We start from the raw sequence: 21,939 nt of genomic DNA on the forward strand, positions 1-21,939 counted from the left end.
TTATCGTCAACAACTTTCGGTAGTTTGATCGCGCGTTTCGTGACTTTTGCAATGCATACATTGCATGCAACATGGTCCCTGCAACTTTCTATCGCCGTCGCGCGCAGATGAGACGGCTTCGATGGCGATCCTCAATCCAGAAAGAAGTTTGTGTTTTTAGGTGGTTCCTGCGGCCATCGCCCCGGGGATCAGATCCCTTTATCGACGGAATCTCGGCTGGGATGCGATCGTCTCTGTGGTCGGTGGTAGCGGACTCAGGCTACCTCGTCCTGGCTCTTCGCACCTCCGGATGTGGCGGGACGCTGCGGTGCAGGATCAGGCGGCATGACGCCTATGGGTAAAAGCATGGTGTAGCCATTCCACCCGCCGATGCTGGTCAGGTGCTGAAAATTCTCAACCAAAATGTTGCCGCTGGGATCCTTTTCAACGCGCCCCTTGCCGACCGGCAGCCACTCGCGAAACTTCCCGGCTTCCCATCTCTGAAGCCAGAGGACATGCGTCAAGGGTTTGGTGCTCTGCATATCGGGGGTTCTAGCACAAGGAGAGTCACAGAGAAAGATGGTGATGATCGGAATACGAAAAATCCTCGGACGCTGCCGGCATGTTGGGTAGGTTGTTCCACTGCCACAACTCGGGTTCATAGAATTCCGGCGGGGGGATGGAAGGCCGACAGATGAGACGGCTCATGATTTTTCGCGTATGCATGCGGAATGCCCGTCCGGTGTCTTCGCCACGGCTGCGCCACTTCACCGGTTGAGGTTTGAGTGCCGGATTCGTCATCGCTTTCATGACTTCGTAGAATTGCAGTTTAAGCGTTTCGGCGAAGCTCGAGATCTTTCGGAGAAGAGTGGGTCTCTGGTCATCGCCGCGCTGTTCCCGAGTGGCGCGGCTTTCATCGTTCGCGTCCGCGTCTTTCGCGTTCCCTTGCCGCCGCGCGTTCTTCCTCTTCACGTTGCCGCGCAAGCATCTCGGTAAATTGGCTATAGTCGATCGACGCATCCCGTTCCGCTTCGCGCGTTGTATTTGCATGGCGCGCATCGCGTTTCTGTTCCGGCGTCATGATCGGCGAGAAGAGAGATTCAAAAGCATCACTGGCTGCATCGAAAGCCTTGCCCATAGTGCGGCTGGTTCGCATGTCGACTGAATTCGCGAGACGATCGCTGAAGGGCTCCCATTTATGCATCGGCCGGCCGAGCGACCCTGTCGGGCGTCCGTCCGGTTCCTGCTTCGTGTATCCGCGGCTCAAATCGCGGAAGGCCTGGCGTTCGATCTCAAGCTGAGCGCCGGCGATCTCCTGCGTTTCCTGAATGCCTTTCACTCGGCTCACATCAAGTGTGCGCAGGAAGTCCGTCACATCCTTGCGGCTTTCGCCAGTCGTGCGGCGATCGAGCGTGATGACGTGTCCGAGCCCGTTGACGGCAACGAATTCATCTTTGCGATATTCGGGTGCATAGCGCCCCACTTCCCGCGCAAAGGCAGCATTGCGGTGACTGAGATCCGCTTCCTCTTTCGTCGTGCGCGCGAGCCTGAAGCCCGCTTCCTCCAGATGCCGTTCGAACTCCGCCGGCGTCTCGCTGAGCGAATAGGCCAAGCGCACCGCTGCCCTCCGGTCATCGAGCTCTTTCTCCGTCCCTGCCCCCTTCTCTTTTTCCTGCTGCCCGCGCACTTTCGGCTCCGCATATCGGCCTTCGATCTTCTCTTTCGCAATCGCAGCGTCCGTGACAGCCTCTTGCCATTCCCTATCGCCCCGGTCACGGTCCCAGTGCACCGCTGTCTGTTCCTTAGCAACGCCCTTTTCCTTTTCGATCTGGCGCTCGACCTGGATCAACCGCGCCATCTCAACTGATGGCAGGTCCTCGCGGGCTATATCCCCGAGCCTTGTACGAATATCGGATGCGGATACATCGAGGATGCGCTTGCCGAGCGCATGCATGCCCCCTTCGCGGTCGATGACGATGAAGTCACGCTTCTCCCCGCGCGCGAGCACAAACCCCTCCTGCTCCAGCGCCGCCTGAAAGCTCATGCTATTGTCCGAGCGGTCCCAAGCCTGACGGATCGCGTTGCGGATTTCGTGAATGTTGAGACCGAGACGGCGCGCCTGTTCTTCCTCGGCGCGCGTCGGCGCAAATCGGATTTTGTCCGGGCGCCGGTTGGTCACTTCTTCGAGACCAAATTCCATCTCCAGTTCGCGGCTTATGGCTTTCAGCCGTCGCTTGAAATACGGCAGCGGCTTTGCCATCAGTGTCTCTTCATCAATCCGGCTGAAGGCCACATGCATGTGCTCGCGGCCCTTTTCATGATCGATGTGAAAAGCAATCGCCCGCGGCTGCCCTCCAAGGCCAAGCATTCTTTCAATACGATCCGCCGCATGTTCCCATTGCGCGCGCGTGAGCATCTCGCCCTCCCGGTTGCGCACCTGTACATGAAAGAACGGCTGCTCGCATTGGGTCCCTTGTGACATGATCTGCACATCGCGGAAGCCGTCCTTAATGTTCGTTGCCGCAAAGCCGCGCAGCTGCCAGAGCTCCGCAGTTTCGCCATCCTTGCCGGTCGTCATATAGACGGCAAGCCGCACGCCGTTATTGTGCGTCGTCCCCTTCGAGATCACTCGCGATCCTTCCGGCCGACGATCTCGCGTATGGCTGCCGCCGCCGCGCGCGCCTCGGCCAAAGCCGCAAAACATTCCTGCATCGTCATGGAGTAATTACCGGCATTAAGGCCGTGCGCGATCTGGTTGAGATTGCTGCCTACTTTATTCAGGGCGGCCGTCGCGCGTCCCAAAGCTTCGGCATTAACGGGCGGAAGCCGGCGGGCTCTCGGCCCCGGTGTGCCGAGCCCGCACGCGCGCAAGAAGCTCGCGAGGCTGAGGCCAGCATCACGGGCTCGTTCTTCGACGGCAATGCGCTCCTCGGGCAAGAGCCGCACGAGGATGGCGCCCTTGCCGCGCTTGCGCCGCTCGCTGCCGCTCCGGCTCTGGGTGAGCAGCGGCGCATTCTCATTCATGCTCATGCGCGCACCGCCTGACCATGAATGGCGGCGGGACGCCGCGAGCCTGAAGGTGCGGAAACCGGCAGAGTTTCCGTGGCGGCCCACGCCGCCCCGGTGAGGGATGCAACGGGAGAGGCCACAGCCTCTCCCTTGCCAAGTTGAGCCACAGCGCCCGGCGAAAGCCGGCGCCGTGTGGCGTGTCGCGGATTATCCGCGAACAACTTGCTGACGCTGTTATCAATAGCTGTCATCCGGCGACTGGAATCGAAGCTCTGATTCGCCGCAACGAAAAACGCGATGACTGCATACACCGTTCCGCAGCCGAATCGCAGCGCGGGCAGCAGGAAAGAAACGAGATTGCGCAAACGCGTAATAATCGAATCCGGAAGCGCAGTGAGGCGGGCAGTTGTGATGTGAACAAGAAAAAGGAGCACACAAACACCGAGCGACGAACCCTTCGGTTCTCCGTGGCAAGCCCGCGAATTCAAATCTGCCTCTTGCACAGGATTAAGTGGGACAGGACGCGCGAGCGCCCTGCCCCGGCTCTTTCTCAGAAAATCTTGAAACCACCGCATGTTTTCAGGAAGGCGATAAACTCGCGGACATCTTCCTCGGTGACGGCGGGATTGGCGAGGCCCGGAGCGCTGACCTCAGGGTTCCCCGTGGCTTTCGTCAAAGCCTTGACGAACCTTAGGGTCCTCGCTTGAAGTTCGGTGACGGGCGGTTCGCCGCTGTCCGCGATGTAAGCCGCGATGGTGCCGTCAGCTAACAACTCGTCAAGGCGATTGGCGAGACGGAGGGCATCGGCGGCATTGAGGCCGTGGCCATCGTTGACTTCCCAGCCTTTGCATCCTTTGCTTTCGCGGGGTGCAAGGCGGCGGCACATAGCGACGAATGGCGGCCAGTACCAGATGTTGCTGCGGTAATATTCTCCTTCCGGCGCGGTCGGTTTCTTGCCGTAGATGTCGTAACCCATGATGGTTTCCTTCTGACTGAATGCCCGCTCGTGGCGGGAATGGAACCAGAAGAAAATCGCCGTGACCGAGGGGCAGGCGGAGAATTTTCCTCTTCCGCCCGCAGGGTCGAAAAAGCTCGCGTCTATCGGCGAGCTTTTTTGAGGGCTTGAACGGCCGCAGCGCGAGCGGAGGGCGGTCAAGTCCCCGGAAAGGAAAATTTGTCCGCTTGAGGAACAGACGCGCACCGCGCGGGTGTTACGACCCGAGGGCGCGCCGGTTTTATTCTGGTTCTCCTTCTGGATTCGGGCTTTGTTTTTTCCGGCGCTTTGACGATGTGACCGCTGGGAGGAAAAAGAAGACAAGCGCGCTGCAGAGCACGGGACGGTGAACGACTCAGCGTGCGCGGCAGTGGTTGACGAGGTGTGATGCGTGACACAAAAAAGGGGCAAGGCGCGATGAGCGCCCTGCCCCGATTGGCGGTTAAGCTGCTTCTTCGTCGGGCTGCCGGTCAGCAGCGCGAAGTTCTCTGATCTTCGTGTCGCAAAGATCGGCGACCTTGGCCATGAGGAGCAGATCGCTCGCGTTGAATGTGGACGAGGTCTGGTACTTGCCCTTCTCGTCCTTGTAGCTGCGCTCAAAGGTGACGCTGTAGAACACGCCCTTCTGAGTGGAGTTGGCCCAGATCGCGGCTGATACCGGATAGAGGCTGATTCTTGCGGCGGGTTTCTTTGTGTCGGACATGGTTTTTCCTTTCGAGTTTGGGTTGCATGATCGCAACCGATGCAAGGACCAAAGCGCGCCCATGAGGCGGGCCTGTCCAAAGCGCGCAGCGGCATCGCAGAAATTTTCTCTGCGCGAGGAGCGCAGCGAGCACGCAAGAAAATTTCGAGAAGCCACCTTTGGACAGGACCGGCGGGTGCGCCAGGATTTGCATCGGATAAGGTTGCGATTGTGCGGCCCGTCAAACCGAAAGCTGGCCAGGCATGCCGAGACATGGATATCTCGCGCAGGACCTGAACAGTCGCAGATCGATCTCGTGCCGGCGCGGAAGAACACCTACAACTGTCAAACCGCTCGCGTATCGAGGGGCCGCTCATGGGTACATCTTGGCCGCACGAGCAGGCACTCCGAAAGATGGCTCATGGTGAGTTACAGGCGGTCGATAGTGACATCTTCAAGCGCGCTGAAGAGATCGGAGGCGCTAAGCGTCATCCTCAGGAAATGAGTTGATAAGGCTTTTCATTTTTGCGACGACGCGCGCCGAATCCTTATGGTTCAACCTGATCCAAGCCCTGTGTGCATCCAGCGACGGCAGTTGCATATAGGCGTCGGGTTTCTCTGCGAGCGGGTTCAGGCTTATGAAGTGCGTAAGCACAACCGAGATTTCGAGAAAGCGTTCGAGCGGGATCTGATGCAAATGCAGTTTTCCTGGAGTGTCGTTGAAGCAATCACGCAGATTTTGTATGCGGGATTCGCCCGCATGGCCCTGCGGACAGATATAGGTATAGTCGACATTGCGGAGGGCGTTGGATCGAACGACTTTCCGCACATAATCCGAATAGGCCGAGGTTTCGTCGCCTACGTTCGACAGATCCGACGCTGCAATCCAGATATCCGTCGTCCCTTGCGGCACTTTATCTTCGATATCCCGCATGAAGTCGGTGTTCGCGATCACGCCGTAATCGGGCGCAGTGACATCGGCGTTAGGTGCAGATTTATGGGCCGACAAGCCCGCATTCCATTTGAACCGGGGCTCATAGCCTCCACCCATTCCGCCCTGCAGGGTAATGATCAGGGCATCCTCTTTGCCCGGCCCGGCGTAATAGTCCTTTAGGGCGTCGATGAGTTCTCCAAACAGCTTTTTGCCGCTTGCCTCGGTGTCCTTGGGAGCAATGCCGCCTGTTTTCTTCACGGCGAACTCGTAAAACTCCGCGTAGATCGCCTTGGAAATCGGCCTCGGCGACTGTTCATATCTGCCGGACAATTTGAAATCGATCAGAAAGCGTAGTGCAAGACGTCTCAGGCCGCCCTGCATGAGACGGTCCTTGCCGAGTTCGCTCAGCTGCTGTTCGATTTGATCGGCGGTCGGCGCCGAAGGGGGTGCCTCTAATTCGGTAGGCATATCCCTCCCGGGGAGTAACGGTCCCTCACGGTGAGTTGTGCAAATAAGTGTAAGGGATTGAAGGCCGAAAAATCCAACAGCGGTGCTTACCGCGCAAATTGAAGGCTCCATCCGCCTCACTTCGGCTCACGACAAGGTGCCGTGAGCATTCTGGCGGCGATTTTCAAATCACGCGATGCTTGGTCATCGTGATGACGCTAGAGACTCAAGGGCCGGTTTGGCATTCCGCGGCGCTGAAGATGGCGGGTGGCGGCGCGCCTCATATTCGCAAGTTTTTCGGCGGTGTAGGGCCCTTGGTGCTGCAGCTTGTGATAGCGCAGGATGGCGCTCAGTATCCGGAGGCGGTCTTCCGGGATCAGCAAATGATCGCGCTTTCTGTTTTGGCTTTCTTCTCCGCCGATATCTACCGACTGCGAATGAACCACACCGAGGTCGAGACCGAATGGCGTCTTGCCGGCCTTCGCGTATTTCGAAAGCGTGGTTTCGCAGATGTTGTAGGTGCCGACCACGCGCGTGCCTTGGGCCACCGTGTAATAGCGATGCGCGCCAATCATAACGGCAGTCGGTGGCCATTTCTCTGTTTTGGGTGTCGCTTCCATCGCGCCATCAAGCCACATGCGCGTGGACCGTTCAAGCAGATTGTCCTCTCCGGATAGTTAAGACTCCAGAATTCTTGCCCCAATTTATTACCCATGAAGCATTAACCAAACACGACGTTTCGGAGGCTCAACATGACCATTCATTCTCTTTGCCCCTTCAACATTGATATCCGCAATGCTCGGCCAGACGACATTCACAATATCGGTGCACTTGTTCAGACCTGCGGGCCCTATCTGTCGCACCATCAGCCGTATCTCTATTTCATCTACACGCGGTACTACTTCGACACTTGCCTCGTCGCCACATATCACGGATCGATGATCGGCTGGTGCTCTGTTCTTTCCGTCGCGAGAGATCGGTATTACATGCATCAGCTCGGTATTGTTCCGGCCTTTCGGGGAAGCGGAGCCGCCTTCGATCTGTTTGCCAATCTGCTGGGCAGATTGAGGGCGAGGCACGGCGATGATTTCTCCCTTGAATTCACTAATGACACCCGCAACGGCGCGGTTCACCGCCTGAACCGCAAGATCGCCGAAACCTTCTGCATGGAACTTCAAAGGCTGCCCGACCTTGTCCCGTGCATGGAGGCCGGCGTAACCGAGGAGCTGTATCGCATGACGCCATTGCGTGAACTGAACGTGCATCTGGCGGATCGCCTGACTGTCGCGGCGTGAAGGTCGTGTCTGTCGGATTTTCGTGAGGAGGTTTCATGCGCAAGTTACGAAACACGCAAGACATCACGTTGTCGGCACAGAGCCCTAACCACAATCTGCGCGACACGCAATTATCGGATGACGCTTCAAACGAAGAACTCATGCACCTCCAGGCCGACGGGTTCTGGGGTTGCGAGAAAGGATTTCATGACGGTGAAGAGCATTGGCGGCAACAGCAGAATTGAGGCGCTGCGGAAACGCGAAGCGGCGCTACGCGAGGCGATCGCGATGGAGAAAGTGCGGCAACAAAAGAAGGACGAGAAAGACGATGCTCGCCTGCATTTGATTATCGGCGGCGCGCTTGTCCGTAACGCGGCGCAGCATTCCGACTACGAATTGATGCTCAAGAGCGTGCTTACCTCGATGACGACCTTCACTGACGGCGAGAAGAAGCTCCTGCGCGCGAAAGGCTGGCTTTGAAATGGACTTCATTTTTCTGCTGATGATGTTCCCGATCTTCTTCTATCTGTATCTCGTCGAGAGCCGGAAGAAACGTGTCCGTGCGGCTTATGATTTCAGGCCGCAAAACGCGCATGGTGGGTCTCGGTTCGCCACAAATGACGATTTGAAGAAAGCCGGCCTCTTCAGGCGGAAGGGAGTTCCTATTGGGTTCTCTCCGAACGGCCGCCGCGCCCTGCGCTATCCGGGATTCGGACACCTGCTGACTGTGGCGGCTGCGCGGACCGGCAAAGGCGCGACGTTACTGGCCAACGCGTTGCTCGCGTTGCGCCGGTCGTGCATTTGCATCGATCCCAAAGGTGAAAACGCCGCCATCACCGGCCACAAACGGCTGCGTTTTGGAAAAGTGTTCGTCCTCAATCCCTTCGGCATTCTTCTCGACGCAATGGAGGGACTGCTTCAGGCCCGCTTCAACCCGATGGACATTCTCGACCCGTTGTCGAACGCGTTTCACGCACTCTGTGACAAACTGGCTGCCGCGCTGGTCTGGGACGAAGGCAAGGAAGGCATCCACTTCACGACGGCGGCGCGAATCCTCGTTTCGGGCGTCATCGCCGCGCTCAAGCGTTATGGCCTCCGGCCGGAACAAAATTTGGCGACAGTCGCCAGAATCATCAACGGTGATGTCGCGGATTTCTGTCGCCGAACGGTGAAGGCGACAAAAGATCCGTTCATCATCCAGAAGCTCGGCCGGTTCGCCGCCGCCGATCCCGACAATCGCGAAATGAACGATGTTATTTCGACGGCGCGCACCCAGTTGGGGTTCATCGGCAATGCGGCCGTGGCGGAGAGTCTGAGCGGTTCCGATTTCCGCTTCAGCGATCTGAAGCGCACGCGATGCACTGTTTATATTGTCTTGCCGCTGAACATGCTCGATGTTTGCGACAAATACTTCCGGCTGATCCTCGAAACGGCGTTGTCGGACCTATTGAACGAGGGTCAAAAGGGAAATCGAAACCCCGTGCTCGCCATCATCGACGAGATGGCCCAGCTCGGCCCGCACATGAAGAGCCTCGAAAATGCGATGGGCATGGCGGCGGGCGCGGCCGGCCTTCAGCTGTGGTGCGTATTGCAGGACCTTTCCCAGTTGAAAGGCATGTTCCCGCAAACCTGGGAAACCTTCATCCAGAATTGCGGCGTCACGACCTGGTTCGGCGCGCGCGACCAGACGACCCGCGAGTATGTGTCGCGCCTGAGCGGAACCACGGAAGTGCTCAGTCGCTCGCGAAGCGTCTCGATCGACCGACACGGTGAGCCGCATGTGAGCGACTCCGTTAATCAGATCGGCAGGCCCCTGCTCCTCCCGCATGAGGTCGGACAATTGAAGCCCGACGAGATGATCGCGTTCGTCGAAGGCGTCCGTTGTGGGCCCGTGAAAGCAAAGCGGAAGTTCTATTGGAAAGTGTTCTGGGGCGGATATCGCAGGAACCCTTATGTCCGGAACGGCGGCGGGTTGTTTCGTTGGCTGGTTGGGTGAGTTGAACAGGTGGTAAAGGAGGCAGGAATATGGGCGTCAAAGCGACGTTTTTTTCAAAGTTCAAGAAAGTGATATCACTCGTCGGCTCCGACAATGATGGCGAACGCCATGCCGCTGCGGATCAGGCTTTCCGCATGTGCGAGGAAAATGACCTGAGCTTTCTCGAAGCGCTGGATGGGGTATTTGGCGGATCAGCGTCGGACTATGAGTTGCAGCGGGCGGAAGAAAAGATCGTGGAGTTGGAAGACGACAACCGCAAGATGGCAGAAGCAGTCGCTGCGATGAAGGATGAACTTGGCAACTTCGTCCCTGCGGACGCGGGGAAGAGGCTGGTGGCAAAGTTAATGGCTTACCCACAGGGAAGGCTCATCGCGCTCTTGCTGTATTTCGTCGCGCGCCTATGGGTCGTGATGTTTTACGTCGTCGATCACAAACCTTATGGCGATTTTATGCTTGGCCTTTTGTTCCTGCTGGATTGCTGCTCCGTGGGCTTCTTGGCATGGCTATTTCGCTTTTGGGCCCTAGCTGAATTCTCGAAACATGGCGCCGGTGTCGTGGCATTCAAAGGCACCGCAATTGTTTTGGGTTTCTATCTGTCCGTCTGGTCGTTTTATCGGACCGGATACGTTCGCTCGTGGATTTTGGCGAAACATACCTGGTTCAACAGCGCGTGGCCCTGGGCGGTCTGGATCGGTGCCGCCACGCTGCACAACGGCATACCGTGGCTGTGCAGACAGCTGGCGCATTCAAGACGGGAACCTTTCGCCACGCTGAGGTCGTGGTTGGCATGAGCGCTGCGGAGAAGATTCAGACGGGGACGGAAATCGCCATGAAATATGGCGAGAACGTTGAAATTCAGCGGCAGAATCAACCGACAAAAGTCGAGCCGACATACTACCGCGCGCAACTCGAACAAGAGGGTCGCAGCGGCTGGTCGGGCGGCTGGGCCGGAGGGAGAACACGATGAATAACGACATGATCAATGCGGCTCTGGACATTGGCGAAAAATACGGGGTGGCCCGGCGCGAGGCAACGATCACCGCCCCGCGTGTATGTGCGGTACACAATCGGCGCTATGCCGCGATCTATCTCGCGCTGCCGAACGGCCGCTACCGCTTTAAGGAATGTGTTCCCGCCGGCAAGGCCGGCGTCGGCGAAGCCAAGATGCAGACTGTCGAACTGTCGCAGATCGATAACGAATGGGTCAATCCAGAGAAATGCCTCTGGTGCGGGAACGCGGTTATTGCGCGTTGCGGAAAATGCACCGAATTCGTCTGCTGTGGCAGGGTCACAGGCAACGTCTTCAAGTGTTGTGACGCCTGCGGTTGCGAGGGGGCCTTTTCGGGCACTTATTCGTCGTTCACGGGCTCGAAGCAGGCGTTCACCGCGGCTTTGAAGGCAACTTTCGGTCACGCAGCCTTGAGGGCGCCAGGCAACACCCTCATGCTCACGCGTGGCGGCAAGAGATGACCACGAAACAAGTCGTTGCCGCGACCCTTGGTGGTGAACGAAATCTCGATTAGGATCGGCGCCGCAAAAACGGTGCGCGGGCAGTAGGAAAAAAGAGGTCGTGATGGAACAAGCGCAAGAGCTGGAAGCATTCAAGCGCGCGATCGATTTGCGGGAATACGCGGCGGCGCAAGGATACGAGCTCGACCGCAAGCAAAGCTGGCGCGGCACGGCGGTCATGCGGCATCCGGTGACCGACGATAAGGTCATCATCAAGCGCGGCCTTGATGGGCATTATGTTTATTTCTCGGTGCGCGACGACCGCGATAACGGCTCGATTATCGATTTTGTCCAATTCCGGAAGGGGCTGAGCATCGGCGCCGTGCGGAAGGAGCTGAGGCCGTGGGTGGGCCAGGCCCCCGTTCCCGTGCCGCTCTTCGCCGCGCTTCACAAGACCGAAAAAGACCGGATGAAGGTCGAATCTTCATTCGCCCGCATGAATGACGCCGTCGACGGTCATCCCTATCTGGAAAGGGAACGCGCGCTGCCCGCCTCCCTACTCGCGTCGGAACGCTTTGCGGGCCGTGTGCGCATCGACGACAGAGGCAACGCGGTCTTCCCGCACTTTGATGAGCATGGCCTCAGTGGATACGAGCTGAAGAACGCCGGCTTTACGGGCTTTGCATCGGGTGGCATGAAGGCTCTCTGGTTATCGCATGCGAGGCTCAACGACACGCGTCTCGTGATTACGGAAAGCGCAATCGATGCCCTGAGCCATGCGGTGCTGTTTCCCGATGAACATACCCGCTATGCCTCGATCGGAGGGAAGACCAACCCGCAACAGCCGGAGCTAATCCGGATGTCGGCCTCGGCAATGGCGCATGGCAGTGAGATCGTCGCGGCTATGGACAACGACGCGGAAGGCGCAAAGCTGGCCGAATTGGTGCGGAACGCCGTGGTGCTCACCGGCCGTCTCGATCTGAAATTCAGCGTGCATGAGCCGTTTGGGTTCAAAGACTGGAACGACCAGTTGCGCGCCCGGCCCCTGCCCTTCCTTCCCTACCGGACCGAGGAAGCTTCGCCGGGTTAAGACGAACCACTTTGACTCAAGCTGCACCGCTGCGAATCGCAAGCATAGTGTCAGACTCCCCAAAGTGAGATGGGCATGGCGGCTCAATTCCAATCCGAAGCGTTTGTTACACCGGAGGAAGCGGCGCTGTTTCTGCGCTATTCGCCGGTCACCGTGAAGCGACTTGCGCGCGAAGGGAAGATCCCGGCGCATTCGGTCACGAATGGTGTGCGTAAGCGCTGGAGATTTCTGATTTCAGAGCTGGCGACGGCGATGCAGGGAGAGGTATCGTTGAATCATCATCCGCGCCGCTTGCACAAGGAGGAAGCGGCACATGAGAGGTAAAGAGCGGCAAACCTTCCAGCATGGCTGGATCGTTCGGAAAGCCCGCAGCAAAGGACCGGATGTATGGGTGCTTCGCTGGCGGGAAGGAGATGCGGACAAGTCACGGACCCTGGGCACGACGCAGCAGCTCCGCACCAGGACAGAAGCGCAGCGGGAGGCTTCAAAGTTCACTGCGGAGATCAACAACTCAATTGAAATTGCAACCTTCGGTCAACTGGCGAGGCGCTATTTGCAAGAGGCAATTCCAGAACGTCACTCCACGGCTGGCCCGTTACGGTCGATGCTGACCGGGCGCATTCTTCCCGAATGGGAAAACGTGCGCGTGGTCGATATGGCGAAGGACCCGATGGCGGTGGAACAGTGGATCAAGGGATTGCAAACCAAGCCGCGAAAGAAGGGCGAGAAACCCCGCGATCTCGCGCCCAAGAGCAAGCTGCATACCCGCGCGGTCATGCACCGGCTGTTCGAGTATGCGATGCGCTGGCGCTATCTGGACTGCCAGCGCAATCCGATGGGCCTGATCGAACTGAAAGGAACGAACCGGCGGGTTCGTCCGATCTATTTGTTGACCGCGCAGCAGTATTACGCGGTCCTCTCTCACCTTGCCCCGCATGTCCGGCTCATGACCGTACTCGCCATGAACACGGGGATGCGGGTCAGCGAGATTTTGGGACTGAAGTGGACGGATATCGATTTCGAGCGGGCGACGCTCACGATTGAACGCTCGGTTGTGGGCAAGTACGAGGATGAGACCAAAACCCTGGCCTCCGCTTCCGTGCTTCCGCTGCATGAGTTGCTGATTCAGGAACTTAGAGCCTGGCAAGCGCGGGAGAAAGACGTGAACGGTTGGCTGTTCGGCAACATCGACACGGGCCGGCCGTACCATGCCGACTCACTCCGGCAGGACCATCTGGCTCCGGCGGGGAAGAAAGCGGGTATCCCGAACCTGGGATGGCACAACTTCCGGCACACCTACCGGGCGAGGCTGGGCAGTTCCGGCGTAACGCCCGAAGTGCAGCAGAAGCTCATGCGGCACAGTTCGATTGATATGACGATGAAGTATGGGCAGAACCACATGCTCGACTCGACCCGGCCCGCGAACGCGAAGCTGATCGAGGAACTGCTAGCAGCCGGGGCGCTGTCAGATGCGCCCTTATTGCGCCCTCAGATTTTGTAATTGGTTGCGGGGGCTGGATTTGAACCAGCGACCTTTGGGTTATGAGCCCAACGAGCTACCGGGCTGCTCCACCCCGCAACTTGATTGTAACAAGGCCTGGCGGGCAGGGTCAAACCGCGAGTCCGATCGCTCGATGTCACCGTAGCTCGTTGATAAAAATACATTTATCCAGAACCCCCCCCGGGCTTTTCCTCAGCCCGCGAGGTCTTTTTCATTAGAACCGCCGATTTATTCCGAGAAGATTGGAGAAAGCGCCTCCTCGGGCTCCGGCCTGACGCGAAAATCAGCGTGCGCCTCGGCAAAAAGAACCCGCCCGTCCTGGCCCAGAACATAAGTGGCAGGCATCGGCAGCCGCCAGCTAGCCTCGCCATTCAAGAACGGCAGATTCACCATAATCGATTTCAAATAGCGCTGGTGATACTCCGGCACCGTGTAAACCAAGTCAAACTGCTCCGCCAGCTTAGCGCCCGGATCATGTAGCAACGGAAACGGCAACCCATGCTGCTGGACCGCAAAATCCGACTGCCGCTGCGTCTCTGGGCTGATCGCCACCAGCAGCGCGCCCCGTTCCCGCAACTGACCATACCGGTTGCGCCAGGTCTCCAGCTCTGTCACGCAATAAGGACACCAACGCCCGCGAAAGAAATTCACCAACAGCGGCCCCACCGCCAGCAGATCCTGGCTCCGCACCAGTCGCCCTGACGAATCATGCAGCGCAAACTCGGGCGCCAACGCCCCTACCGGCAGAATCCGCTCTTCAATGCCGGTGGCAAACAACTCCTCGACAGCTCGCTCGCCCACTGCAAGCCGCTCCGCCTGCACCAGCTTGCGCGTGTTCGCAGTAATCTCGTCGAGCTGATCCTGTAGAGAGCTCATTACTTTATCGGCGTCCACTGACTTTCAGGTATTTAATTTCGCAACTCAATACAGTTCTTCATCTCCCGAACTTCTGCTTCGGTCCGCCGCCCATCATCCCAGCCATCCCGCCACGCATCATGCTCTTCGCCAGTCCGCCCTTGCCAAATTGCTTGAACATCTTGCTCATCTGCGAATACTGCCGCAGCAGCTGGTTCACATCCTGCACGCTGGTGCCCGAACCCGCCGCAATGCGCTTCCTGCGCGACCCGGAGATGATATCCGCGTTCAGCCGCTCCTTCTTCGTCATCGAATTAATGATCGCCTCCAGCCGAGTGAACTGGCTTTCATCCACATTCTTAGAAGCCTGCTGCAACCCGGCAAATGGCCCCACCGAAGGCAGCATCTTCAAAATCGACTCCATCGAGCCCAACTTCTTGATCTGCTTCAGCTGATCGCGAAAATCCTCCAACGAAAAGCCGTCGCCCATCAGCGCCTTCTTGGCAAAGTCCTCGCTCTTCTTGCGGTCGAGCGCGCCTTCCGCCTTTTCCAGCAGGCTCATCATGTCGCCATGGCCCAGAATGCGGCCCGTGATGCGGTCCGGATGGAACGGCTCAAAGGCATCCGGCTTCTCGCCCACGCCAATGAACTTGATCGGCTGCCCCGTCACATGGCGAATCGACAGCGCCGCACCACCACGAGCATCGCCGTCCATTTTAGTTAGCACCACGCCGGTCAGCCCCAGCCGCCGATGAAAATCCTGCGCGGAATTGACCGCATCCTGGCCGGTCATCGCGTCGGCCACGAACAGGATTTCCTGCGGATCAAGCAGTTTCTTGAGCCGCTCCATCTCCTGCATCAGCTCTTCGTCGATGCCCAACCGGCCTGCGGTATCCACAATCAGCGTGTCGCAACCCATGATCATGGCTTCGCGCTTGGCCTCTTTGGCCAGTCGCTCCACCAGGGCGGATCCGGGCTTCTCGCCCTTCAGATCACCTTCGTAGATGCGCGTCTCCGTCGACTTCGCGACAACTTTCAGCTGCTCCCGCGCCGCCGGACGGTACACGTCCACCGAAACCAACAGCGGCCTATGCCCGCCCTTCTTCAGCCACACCGCCAGTTTGCCGCTGGTCGTCGTCTTGCCCGAACCCTGCAAACCGGCCATCAAAATGACCGTCGGCGGCTTCGAAGCGAACTTGAACCGCGCCGTATCCTTGCCCAGCAGCGCCACCAGCTCGTCGTGGACGACCTTGATCACCTGCTCCGTCGGCGAAAGAGCCGTCAGCACTTCGGTGCCAACCGCCTTCACGCGGATCTGCTCGATCAGATCCTTCACCACATTCAGGTTCACGTCGGCTTCAAGCAGCGCCACGCGAATCTCCCGCAGCGCCTCGCCAATATTCTCTTCGGTCAACACGCCCTGGCCGCGCAGGTGCTTAAAGGCGCGCTGCAGCTTCTCTGTCAAATTCTCAAACATAGTCGTCTCAATCCAAGTGTATCGCGGGCCACGAGCCTCGCTCTTCCCCGTCAACGCTTGAGCAGCGTTCCGAACGAAACCGGCGTTGCGCCGGTCCCTGCGTCAGGATTCCGTTCTCCACCTAACCGGAAGCAGCCTGCTCTATTCCCTCCACCAGCCTGGCGATCGCCAGCCGCGACAGTATCAGGCCCCAGTAAGACAGGTCCGGCTGGTAAAAGGGCTCATTGTGCGAAACCTCCGGCACCAGGACAACCTCGGCGTTCCAGCCGCAGAACGCGTTCAGCTCCGAGGCCATCCGCACCGGAAACAGCTGATCCCGTTCCCCGTGCACAATCAACACGGGAACCTCGCAATCGCGCAGCGCCTCCTCCGCTTTCCAGACATGGGGCACCGCAAACGCAAACCTCTTCGGAATTCCAATACTGCACGCCGCTTCCCGGAAAGACGTGAAAGCCGCGCAAAGTACCAGCCGCTCCGCGGCAACCCGTCCGATAATCGCAGCCGCCACCCCGCTTCCCAGCGAATAGCCAAGCAGGGATACCGAAAAACCAGGCATCAGATCGCACAAGAGCTCAAAGGCTGCAATCGCGTCCCGTTCGCACTGGTTCACGTTGATCGACCCCGTACTGCGCCCATACCCTGAGTAATCGAATACCAGCGACGCCGCCCCATTGGCCGCAAGCAGCCGCTGCACCGGCAACCAGTGCTCGACAGTTTCGCCGATGCCGTGGCAGATCAGCACCACAGACTGCACCGGAACGGCCGCCGGCCTCACAAAAAAGGCGTCAAGGACGTTCTTCCCGCTTCGGATCGCATGACGGGAAACCAGCGCATCAGAGGTATCGGCGGTATCGCCGATGTCGCTTAATCGGCCCGAACCGATCCTGCCCATCAGCCGGTCCCGGAGGACCAGGGCACGGCTGATACACGTGATCGCAATCGTAAAGACACGGCTCATTCGAACCCCGCACCAATGCCCAGAATGCCTGCCCAGAACGTCCCTGCGATCCAGGCTTCCTCGCCTCTCATGCGTTGGAAGAGGCGGTAAAGCATTTCCGAAGAATCCTCGAACATAGCACTTTCGACTTCAGTCTACCGCGAACTCATTCCGCGCTCGGCCAGAGTTCGCAAACCTCAATTTCCCGGCTCAACCAGATACTGCTCCAGTTTCCCGTCCGGATACGTGTAAGTGGTCAGAGTCAGCCGCTTGCCCGGATAAACGATACGGAAAACGTGGAGCGTCATCCCGCCGCGCAACTCCTCAGCGGCTTGCTTGAATGTCAGCGGCTCTCCCAGCGGCCCAAGGCTGTTCTTGAAGTCCGCAATCGTCTGCTCCGAAAAGTAGTCATTCAAATTCGGAGACAGCAGACTGCGGTCAATCTTTCCCTGTTGCAAATCGCGATAGATGGCCAGCGCCTGCTTCTCGCTGTCGGACTGTTTTCCACTCCCGGCAACTGTCGAGGCAACCAGTTGCGCAATCTCCTCCGCCCCACCGGCCATATGGTTGGTGAGCACAGCAACCGCCACGCCGTCGTCTACCAGTACTTCATTGTCCGAAACAAACCCCGTCACCTCGCCGCTGTGCTCAATGGAGCGATGGCCGTCCCGCTTCTTCACACCCACGCCCAGCCCATACTCCGTGCCACTTCCATCCTTGAGCTTCACCTCGGTGAACATCTCCTTGTAACTCTCCGGCTTGAGCACACTTTGTGCAATCAGGCTCTCATCCCATAGCGCCAGATCATGCGCGGTCATCGCCAGCTCCCCTGCCGCAAACATCCACCCGGTCCCCTCCTTGGGAGCCAGCCGCATAGGACCGAGAGCATTCCGGACATAAGGAGTCGCATCCGTCGAGGTAAGCTTCGTCTCATCGGAATCCCACACCGACTTCATGCCAAGGGGATGGAAGATATGCTCGCCCAGGAAGGCAAAGAGCTTTTCTCCGCTCACCTTTTCAACAATCTCCCCAGCGATCACGTAGTTCGTATTCGAATACTGCCACTTCGTCCCCGGCTCAAAGTCCAACGGCTTCTTCGCCCAGGTATCCAGAATCTGCTGCGCCGACCCCGGCTTCATCATCGGGGTCATCAAGTAATCCTCCGGCCAGTAATCCTGATACCCCGAGGTATGGCTGAGAATCTGCCGTATCGTCACCTCATCACCCCGCGTGAGCCCCGGAACATACTTGCCCACCGCGTCATCCAGCGAAAGCTTGCCCTGCTCCTGAAGAAGCAAAATGGCCGCCGCCGTAAACTGCTTAGAAACCGACCCGATCGAGTACCGCATCTCCGGCGTCGCAGGCACATCCGGCGCAATATGTGCCAGCCCATAAGCATGTGTATAAACCACCTTGCCGCCTTGCACCACCGCAACAGACGCCGACGGAATGCCGCGCTGCTCCAGCACCTGGCTGGCAATCCGATCGATCTGCGCACGCAGAGACGGCTCAATGCCGTCCACTGTCTGCGCGTTTGCAGCCAGTGACAATCCCGCAACCGTCAGCAGGCAAGGCAATACCAAGCGAAACTTCCTCATGAGGCGACCTTCTCCCAATACTCTCTATAAAAATCTACCAGTCATGGCTCCTGAAACTCCATCCGCCGTCGCCTGCGCTGCCACTGTCACCCTCTGGGTTACGCTGAAATGAGACGGAGGCCGACAAGAGCGATGACGCAGATCAATGAGAAGGACAAGTTGGGCAAGCTCATCGAAGGTCACAAGCGCTTTCACCGCGATATCTTTCCTGGCAAACGCCAGCAGTTCCACCTGCTAGCCGAGATGCAGGCCCCCGAGTGGCTCTTCATCACCTGTTCTGACTCCCGCATCGTTCCCGACCTCATCCTCCAGACCGGCCCCGGCGACCTTTTTCTCTCCCGCAGCATCGGCAACGTAGTTCCCGTCAGCGGCAACGACGTCGACGGCGTCACCGCCACCATCGAATACGCCGTGGAAGTCCTGAAAGTAAAGCACATCATTCTCTGCGGCCACTCCGACTGCGGTGCCCTCAAAGCCGCATTAAACCGAAAAGGGCTGGAAAAGCTCCCCAAAGCCAGCCGCTGGTTGCACCATGTCGAGGGAGCCTTCACCCATCGCCAGCCGCTCAATCCAGCCGACGGCGAACACGCCGAACTAGCCTCGATCATCCGCGGCAATGTAGTAGCCCAGCTCATCAACCTCCGCGCCCAACCATCCGTCGACCGCGCTCTGGTCAACGGCCAAATCGAAGTCCACGGCTGGTACTACGACATCCTCACCGGCCAAATCGAGCAATACGACGAGCAGCAACGCAAATTCCTGCCGTTGCTGGCATAAGCCGATAAGAAAAAGACGCCCGATGTCTGGCACGGGAGGCAAAATGCACATCGAAATCACCGCCGAAGAAGCCGAAGCCAGATTCTTCGAGATTTTAGAGGAAGTGCAACAAGGTCAATGATTTACTATCACAATCGAGGGCAGGCCGGTTGCCCAGATCGGCCCCTCCGCCGAAGCAATTGCCGAAGCCGTCGAACGCCTGCGTAATCCCAAAATCTCAGGTATTTCGGGCGACACTGTCCTCGAATGGATTCGTGAAGGCCCGTAAGTAGCCTCGTTCGGCGGATAAACCGGCCCGCGCGGGCGCCGGACCACACCCACCCTTTACATCCAAACACTAAAGAATCCTTGACAGCAACTCACTCATCTATGACACTAAAAGAGCACAGAACTCGGAACCCCCAGGCAGGTATACACAACCATGGCAAAAATTATCGGCATTGATCTCGGCACCACCAACTCCTGCGTCGCCGTCCTCGAAGGCGGCGAGCCCAAAGTCATCGCCAACGAAGAGGGTGCGCGCACCACCCCCTCCATCGTGGCTTTCTCTAAGAGCGGCGAACGCCTCGTCGGCCAGGTCGCCAAGCGCCAGGCTATCACCAACCCCGAAAACACCATCTTCTCTATCAAGCGCTTCATGGGCCGTCGCTACAACGAAGTCAACGACGAAATGAAGATGGTCCCCTACAAGGTTGAGCAGCAGGGCGACCACATCGTCGTCGTCGCGCAGGGCAAGCCCTACACCGCTCCCGAAATCTCCGCAATGATCCTTCAGAAGCTCAAGAAGGCCGCCGAAGCCTACCTCGGCGAAACCGTCACGGAAGCGGTCATCACCGTCCCGGCCTACTTCAACGACGCCCAGCGCCAGGCCACCAAGGACGCAGGCAAGATCGCCGGTCTCGACGTCAAGCGCATCGTCAACGAGCCTACGGCAGCCGCGCTGGCCTACGGCCTCGACAAAAAGAAGGATGAAACCATCGCCGTCTACGACTTCGGCGGCGGTACATTCGACATTTCCATCCTCGAAGTCGGCGAAGGCGTCATCGAAGTCAAGTCCACCAACGGCGACACCCACCTGGGCGGCGACAACCTCGACCAGCGCATTGTCGAGTGGCTCATCGCAGAATTCAAAGCCGAAGAAGGCCTCGACCTCAGCTCCAAAGGCAACGAAATGGCCCTCCAGCGCCTCAAGGACGCGGCAGAAAAGGCCAAGATCGAGCTCTCGACCACCATCGAGACTGAGATCAACCTGCCCTTCATCACCGCCGACGCCACCGGACCGAAGCACCTCGTCCGCAAGCTGACCCGCGCCAAGCTCGAACAGCTCGTCGAAGACCTCCTCCAGCGCTCCCTTGAGCCCACCAAGAAGGCTCTCGCCGATGCCGGCATCACCGCCGCCAAGATCGACGAAGTCGTCCTGGTCGGCGGCCAGACAAGAATGCCGCGAATTCAAGAGCTTGTGAAGCAGCTCTTCGGCAAAGAGCCCCATCGCGGCGTCAACCCCGACGAAGTCGTCGCCGTCGGCGCTGCCGTCCAGGCTGGCGTTCTCGCAGGCGACGTAAAGGACCTGCTGCTCCTCGACGTGACCCCGCTCACCCTGGCCATCGAAACCCTCGGTGGAGTCGCCACGCCGATGATCCCACGCAACACCACCATCCCGACCAAGAAGTCGGAGACCTTCTCGACCGCGGCCGATTCGCAGACCGAAGTCGAAGTCCACGTCCTCCAGGGCGAGCGCCCCATGGCCGCGCAAAACCGCACTCTCGGCAAGTTCAAGCTCTCCGGAATCCCTCCGGCGCAGCGCGGCGTGCCGCAGATCGAGGTCACCTTCGACATCGACGCCAACGGCATCCTCAACGTCACCGCCAAGGACCAGGCCACCGGCAAGGACCAGCGCATCACCATCACCTCCAGCTCAGGCCTGAGCAAAGAGGAAGTGGACCGCATGGCCAAAGAAGCCGAAGCCCACGCCGCCGAGGACAAGGAGCAGCGTGAGCAGATCGAAGCCCGCAACGGCCTCGACTCGCTGATCTACAACATCGATAAGATGCTGAAGGAAGCCGGCGACAAGGTCCAGGGCGCTGAGCGCAGCGAAGTCGAATCCGCCCTAGCCGAAGCCCGCAAGACTCTCGAAGGCACCTCGTCCGCCGCTGAAATGAAGGCCGCCCAGGAGAAGCTGACCGCAGCCAGCCACAAGATGGCCGAGGTCCTCTACAAGGCCAACGCCGCTGCTGGACCAACCCCGGCAGACGGCCAGCCCGCAGCAGCCGAACCGCACACCGAAGCCAAGAAAGACGAAGGCGTAATAGACGCCGAGTACGTCGACGTAGAAGAGAAGAAGTAAACCAGCCGTTTAGATAACTCCGCATCGCGGCGGGAAAAACAAAAGCAGCATAGCTCAGGGGTAGGCGACAGCAATGTCGTCTACCCCATTTTCTCGCGTGGAACAATTGTGCTTCACGCGTTGTTCCACGTAGAACAATTTTTGGGCTCGAAACTCACTGCACAGTCTGTCAAGCAAGTTTGTTGCTTGTGGCGTGTTTTGTTGCAATTGGAATTGCGCGGAATTTGAATGGTTTGTGCATTCAATTCGGCTCGTGTGGAGTTGCGTGTTTTATATCTCCAATTGGCTATCGTCATAACATGACAAAACTAAGTTCTGAAGAGCGGAAGGCGCGGGATGCTGCCTTTGCCGAGCTACTTGATTCCATGAACCCGGTGTCTGCTTTACGAAAAGAGATGGTTTCGGCGCGGGTGCGAGCCGGGCTTTCCCAGCGGGAGCTGGCGCGACGGATGGGGACAACGCAATCTACGATTGCGCGATTGGAAGTTGGAGGACGTTCGCCAAGCATCAAGACTCTGCAGCGGCTAGCGAAAGTTACGAGAAGCCGGCTCGTTGTGCGCCTGAATCAGATCGAAGATTAGGATGACTCAGGGCAA

The 21,939-nt window shown here is 58.5% G+C and carries 25 protein-coding genes and 1 tRNA gene; 13 read left to right on the top strand and 13 right to left on the bottom strand.

Going from position 1 to position 21,939, the window contains the following annotated elements:
• Positions 1 to 254: 254 nt before the first annotated feature.
• The 8 genes from OHL23_RS08550 to OHL23_RS08585 form a co-directional block, all read right to left on the bottom strand.
• Positions 255 to 521, bottom strand: coding sequence for a hypothetical protein (locus OHL23_RS08550; protein ID WP_263351358.1), 267 nt, complete (start codon positions 519 to 521; stop codon positions 255 to 257).
• Between the two features lie 371 nt (positions 522 to 892).
• Entirely contained in the window at positions 893 to 2,608 is a 1,716-nt protein-coding gene (locus OHL23_RS08555; protein ID WP_263351359.1) for a relaxase/mobilization nuclease domain-containing protein, read from the bottom strand.
• The gene (locus OHL23_RS08560) at positions 2,605 to 3,009 is read right to left on the bottom strand and encodes a plasmid mobilization protein (RefSeq protein WP_263351360.1); all 405 of its coding nucleotides are present in this window, start codon (positions 3,007 to 3,009) and stop codon (positions 2,605 to 2,607) included. The genes OHL23_RS08555 and OHL23_RS08560 overlap by 4 nt, the downstream gene beginning before the upstream one ends.
• A complete protein-coding gene (locus OHL23_RS08565) occupies positions 3,006 to 3,476 on the bottom strand; it encodes a hypothetical protein (RefSeq protein WP_263351361.1) in 471 nt (156 codons plus the stop codon). Before OHL23_RS08565 ends, OHL23_RS08560 begins: the two co-directional genes overlap by 4 nt.
• Positions 3,477 to 3,538: 62 nt before the next feature.
• Positions 3,539 to 4,306, bottom strand: coding sequence for a hypothetical protein (locus OHL23_RS08570; RefSeq protein ID WP_263351362.1), 768 nt, complete (start codon positions 4,304 to 4,306; stop codon positions 3,539 to 3,541).
• A 118-nt stretch (positions 4,307 to 4,424) separates the two neighbouring features.
• On the bottom strand, positions 4,425 to 4,685 hold the full coding sequence (locus tag OHL23_RS08575; RefSeq protein ID WP_263351363.1) for a hypothetical protein: 261 nt from the start codon (positions 4,683 to 4,685) through the stop codon (positions 4,425 to 4,427).
• Positions 4,686 to 5,145: 460 nt separating this feature from the next.
• Positions 5,146 to 6,066: a hypothetical protein gene (locus OHL23_RS08580; RefSeq protein ID WP_263351364.1), complete on the bottom strand. Its 921-nt coding sequence runs from the start codon at positions 6,064 to 6,066 to the stop codon at positions 5,146 to 5,148.
• 197 nt (positions 6,067 to 6,263) lie between these two features.
• The gene (locus OHL23_RS08585; RefSeq protein ID WP_263351365.1) at positions 6,264 to 6,683 is read right to left on the bottom strand and encodes a hypothetical protein; all 420 of its coding nucleotides are present in this window, start codon (positions 6,681 to 6,683) and stop codon (positions 6,264 to 6,266) included.
• Between the two features lie 114 nt (positions 6,684 to 6,797).
• On the opposite strand from OHL23_RS08585, the gene OHL23_RS08590 reads away from it, so the two are divergent.
• From OHL23_RS08590 to OHL23_RS08635, 10 genes are all read left to right on the top strand, one after another.
• A complete protein-coding gene (locus tag OHL23_RS08590; RefSeq protein WP_263351366.1) occupies positions 6,798 to 7,340 on the top strand; it encodes a GNAT family N-acetyltransferase in 543 nt (180 codons plus the stop codon).
• 35 nt (positions 7,341 to 7,375) lie between these two features.
• Entirely contained in the window at positions 7,376 to 7,564 is a 189-nt protein-coding gene (locus OHL23_RS08595; RefSeq protein ID WP_263351367.1) for a hypothetical protein, read from the top strand.
• A complete protein-coding gene (locus OHL23_RS08600; RefSeq protein ID WP_263351368.1) occupies positions 7,527 to 7,799 on the top strand; it encodes a hypothetical protein in 273 nt (90 codons plus the stop codon). Before OHL23_RS08595 ends, OHL23_RS08600 begins: the two co-directional genes overlap by 38 nt.
• Before the next feature lies 1 nt (position 7,800).
• Complete coding sequence (locus OHL23_RS08605; protein WP_263351369.1) at positions 7,801 to 9,315, top strand: type IV secretory system conjugative DNA transfer family protein; 1,515 nt, start codon at positions 7,801 to 7,803, stop codon at positions 9,313 to 9,315.
• A 29-nt stretch (positions 9,316 to 9,344) separates the two neighbouring features.
• Positions 9,345 to 10,106, top strand: a complete 762-nt coding sequence (locus OHL23_RS08610) for a hypothetical protein (protein WP_263351370.1) — start codon at positions 9,345 to 9,347, stop codon at positions 10,104 to 10,106.
• Positions 10,103 to 10,282 (top strand): hypothetical protein, encoded by a 180-nt coding sequence (locus OHL23_RS08615; protein WP_263351371.1) that lies wholly within the window; start codon positions 10,103 to 10,105, stop codon positions 10,280 to 10,282. The genes OHL23_RS08610 and OHL23_RS08615 overlap by 4 nt, the downstream gene beginning before the upstream one ends.
• The gene (locus OHL23_RS08620) at positions 10,279 to 10,785 is read left to right on the top strand and encodes a hypothetical protein (RefSeq protein ID WP_263351372.1); all 507 of its coding nucleotides are present in this window, start codon (positions 10,279 to 10,281) and stop codon (positions 10,783 to 10,785) included. The genes OHL23_RS08615 and OHL23_RS08620 overlap by 4 nt, the downstream gene beginning before the upstream one ends.
• A 103-nt stretch (positions 10,786 to 10,888) precedes the next feature.
• On the top strand, positions 10,889 to 11,854 hold the full coding sequence (locus OHL23_RS08625; protein WP_263351373.1) for a DUF3991 and TOPRIM domain-containing protein: 966 nt from the start codon (positions 10,889 to 10,891) through the stop codon (positions 11,852 to 11,854).
• 75 nt (positions 11,855 to 11,929) lie between these two features.
• On the top strand, positions 11,930 to 12,178 hold the full coding sequence (locus OHL23_RS08630; RefSeq protein WP_263351374.1) for a helix-turn-helix domain-containing protein: 249 nt from the start codon (positions 11,930 to 11,932) through the stop codon (positions 12,176 to 12,178).
• Positions 12,168 to 13,355: a tyrosine-type recombinase/integrase gene (locus OHL23_RS08635; protein WP_263351375.1), complete on the top strand. Its 1,188-nt coding sequence runs from the start codon at positions 12,168 to 12,170 to the stop codon at positions 13,353 to 13,355. The genes OHL23_RS08630 and OHL23_RS08635 overlap by 11 nt, the downstream gene beginning before the upstream one ends.
• 1 nt (position 13,356) lies before the next feature.
• Here OHL23_RS08635 and OHL23_RS08640 read toward each other — a convergent pair.
• The 5 genes from OHL23_RS08640 to OHL23_RS08660 form a co-directional block, all read right to left on the bottom strand.
• Positions 13,357 to 13,433, bottom strand: a tRNA-Met gene (locus tag OHL23_RS08640).
• A 150-nt stretch (positions 13,434 to 13,583) separates the two neighbouring features.
• Complete coding sequence (locus tag OHL23_RS08645; protein ID WP_263351376.1) at positions 13,584 to 14,231, bottom strand: peroxiredoxin-like family protein; 648 nt, start codon at positions 14,229 to 14,231, stop codon at positions 13,584 to 13,586.
• Between the two features lie 58 nt (positions 14,232 to 14,289).
• Positions 14,290 to 15,687, bottom strand: coding sequence for a signal recognition particle protein (ffh, locus tag OHL23_RS08650; protein WP_263351377.1), 1,398 nt, complete (start codon positions 15,685 to 15,687; stop codon positions 14,290 to 14,292).
• Between the two features lie 121 nt (positions 15,688 to 15,808).
• Positions 15,809 to 16,645: an alpha/beta hydrolase gene (locus OHL23_RS08655; RefSeq protein WP_263351378.1), complete on the bottom strand. Its 837-nt coding sequence runs from the start codon at positions 16,643 to 16,645 to the stop codon at positions 15,809 to 15,811.
• Positions 16,646 to 16,821: 176 nt separating this feature from the next.
• On the bottom strand, positions 16,822 to 18,222 hold the full coding sequence (locus OHL23_RS08660; protein ID WP_263351379.1) for a serine hydrolase domain-containing protein: 1,401 nt from the start codon (positions 18,220 to 18,222) through the stop codon (positions 16,822 to 16,824).
• Positions 18,223 to 18,354: 132 nt separating this feature from the next.
• Here OHL23_RS08660 and OHL23_RS08665 point away from each other — a divergent pair, with 132 nt between their 5' ends.
• The 3 genes from OHL23_RS08665 (at position 18,355) to OHL23_RS08675 (ending at position 21,924) form a co-directional block, all read left to right on the top strand.
• Positions 18,355 to 18,999 (top strand): carbonic anhydrase, encoded by a 645-nt coding sequence (locus tag OHL23_RS08665; RefSeq protein ID WP_263351380.1) that lies wholly within the window; start codon positions 18,355 to 18,357, stop codon positions 18,997 to 18,999.
• A 421-nt stretch (positions 19,000 to 19,420) separates the two neighbouring features.
• Complete coding sequence (gene dnaK, locus OHL23_RS08670) at positions 19,421 to 21,343, top strand: molecular chaperone DnaK (protein WP_263351381.1); 1,923 nt, start codon at positions 19,421 to 19,423, stop codon at positions 21,341 to 21,343.
• A gap of 299 nt (positions 21,344 to 21,642) precedes the next feature.
• Complete coding sequence (locus OHL23_RS08675; RefSeq protein ID WP_263351382.1) at positions 21,643 to 21,924, top strand: helix-turn-helix domain-containing protein; 282 nt, start codon at positions 21,643 to 21,645, stop codon at positions 21,922 to 21,924.
• Positions 21,925 to 21,939: the final 15 nt, after the last annotated feature.

Source organism: Acidicapsa acidisoli (assembly GCF_025685625.1).
Lineage (GTDB): Bacteria > Acidobacteriota > Terriglobia > Terriglobales > Acidobacteriaceae > Acidicapsa > Acidicapsa acidisoli.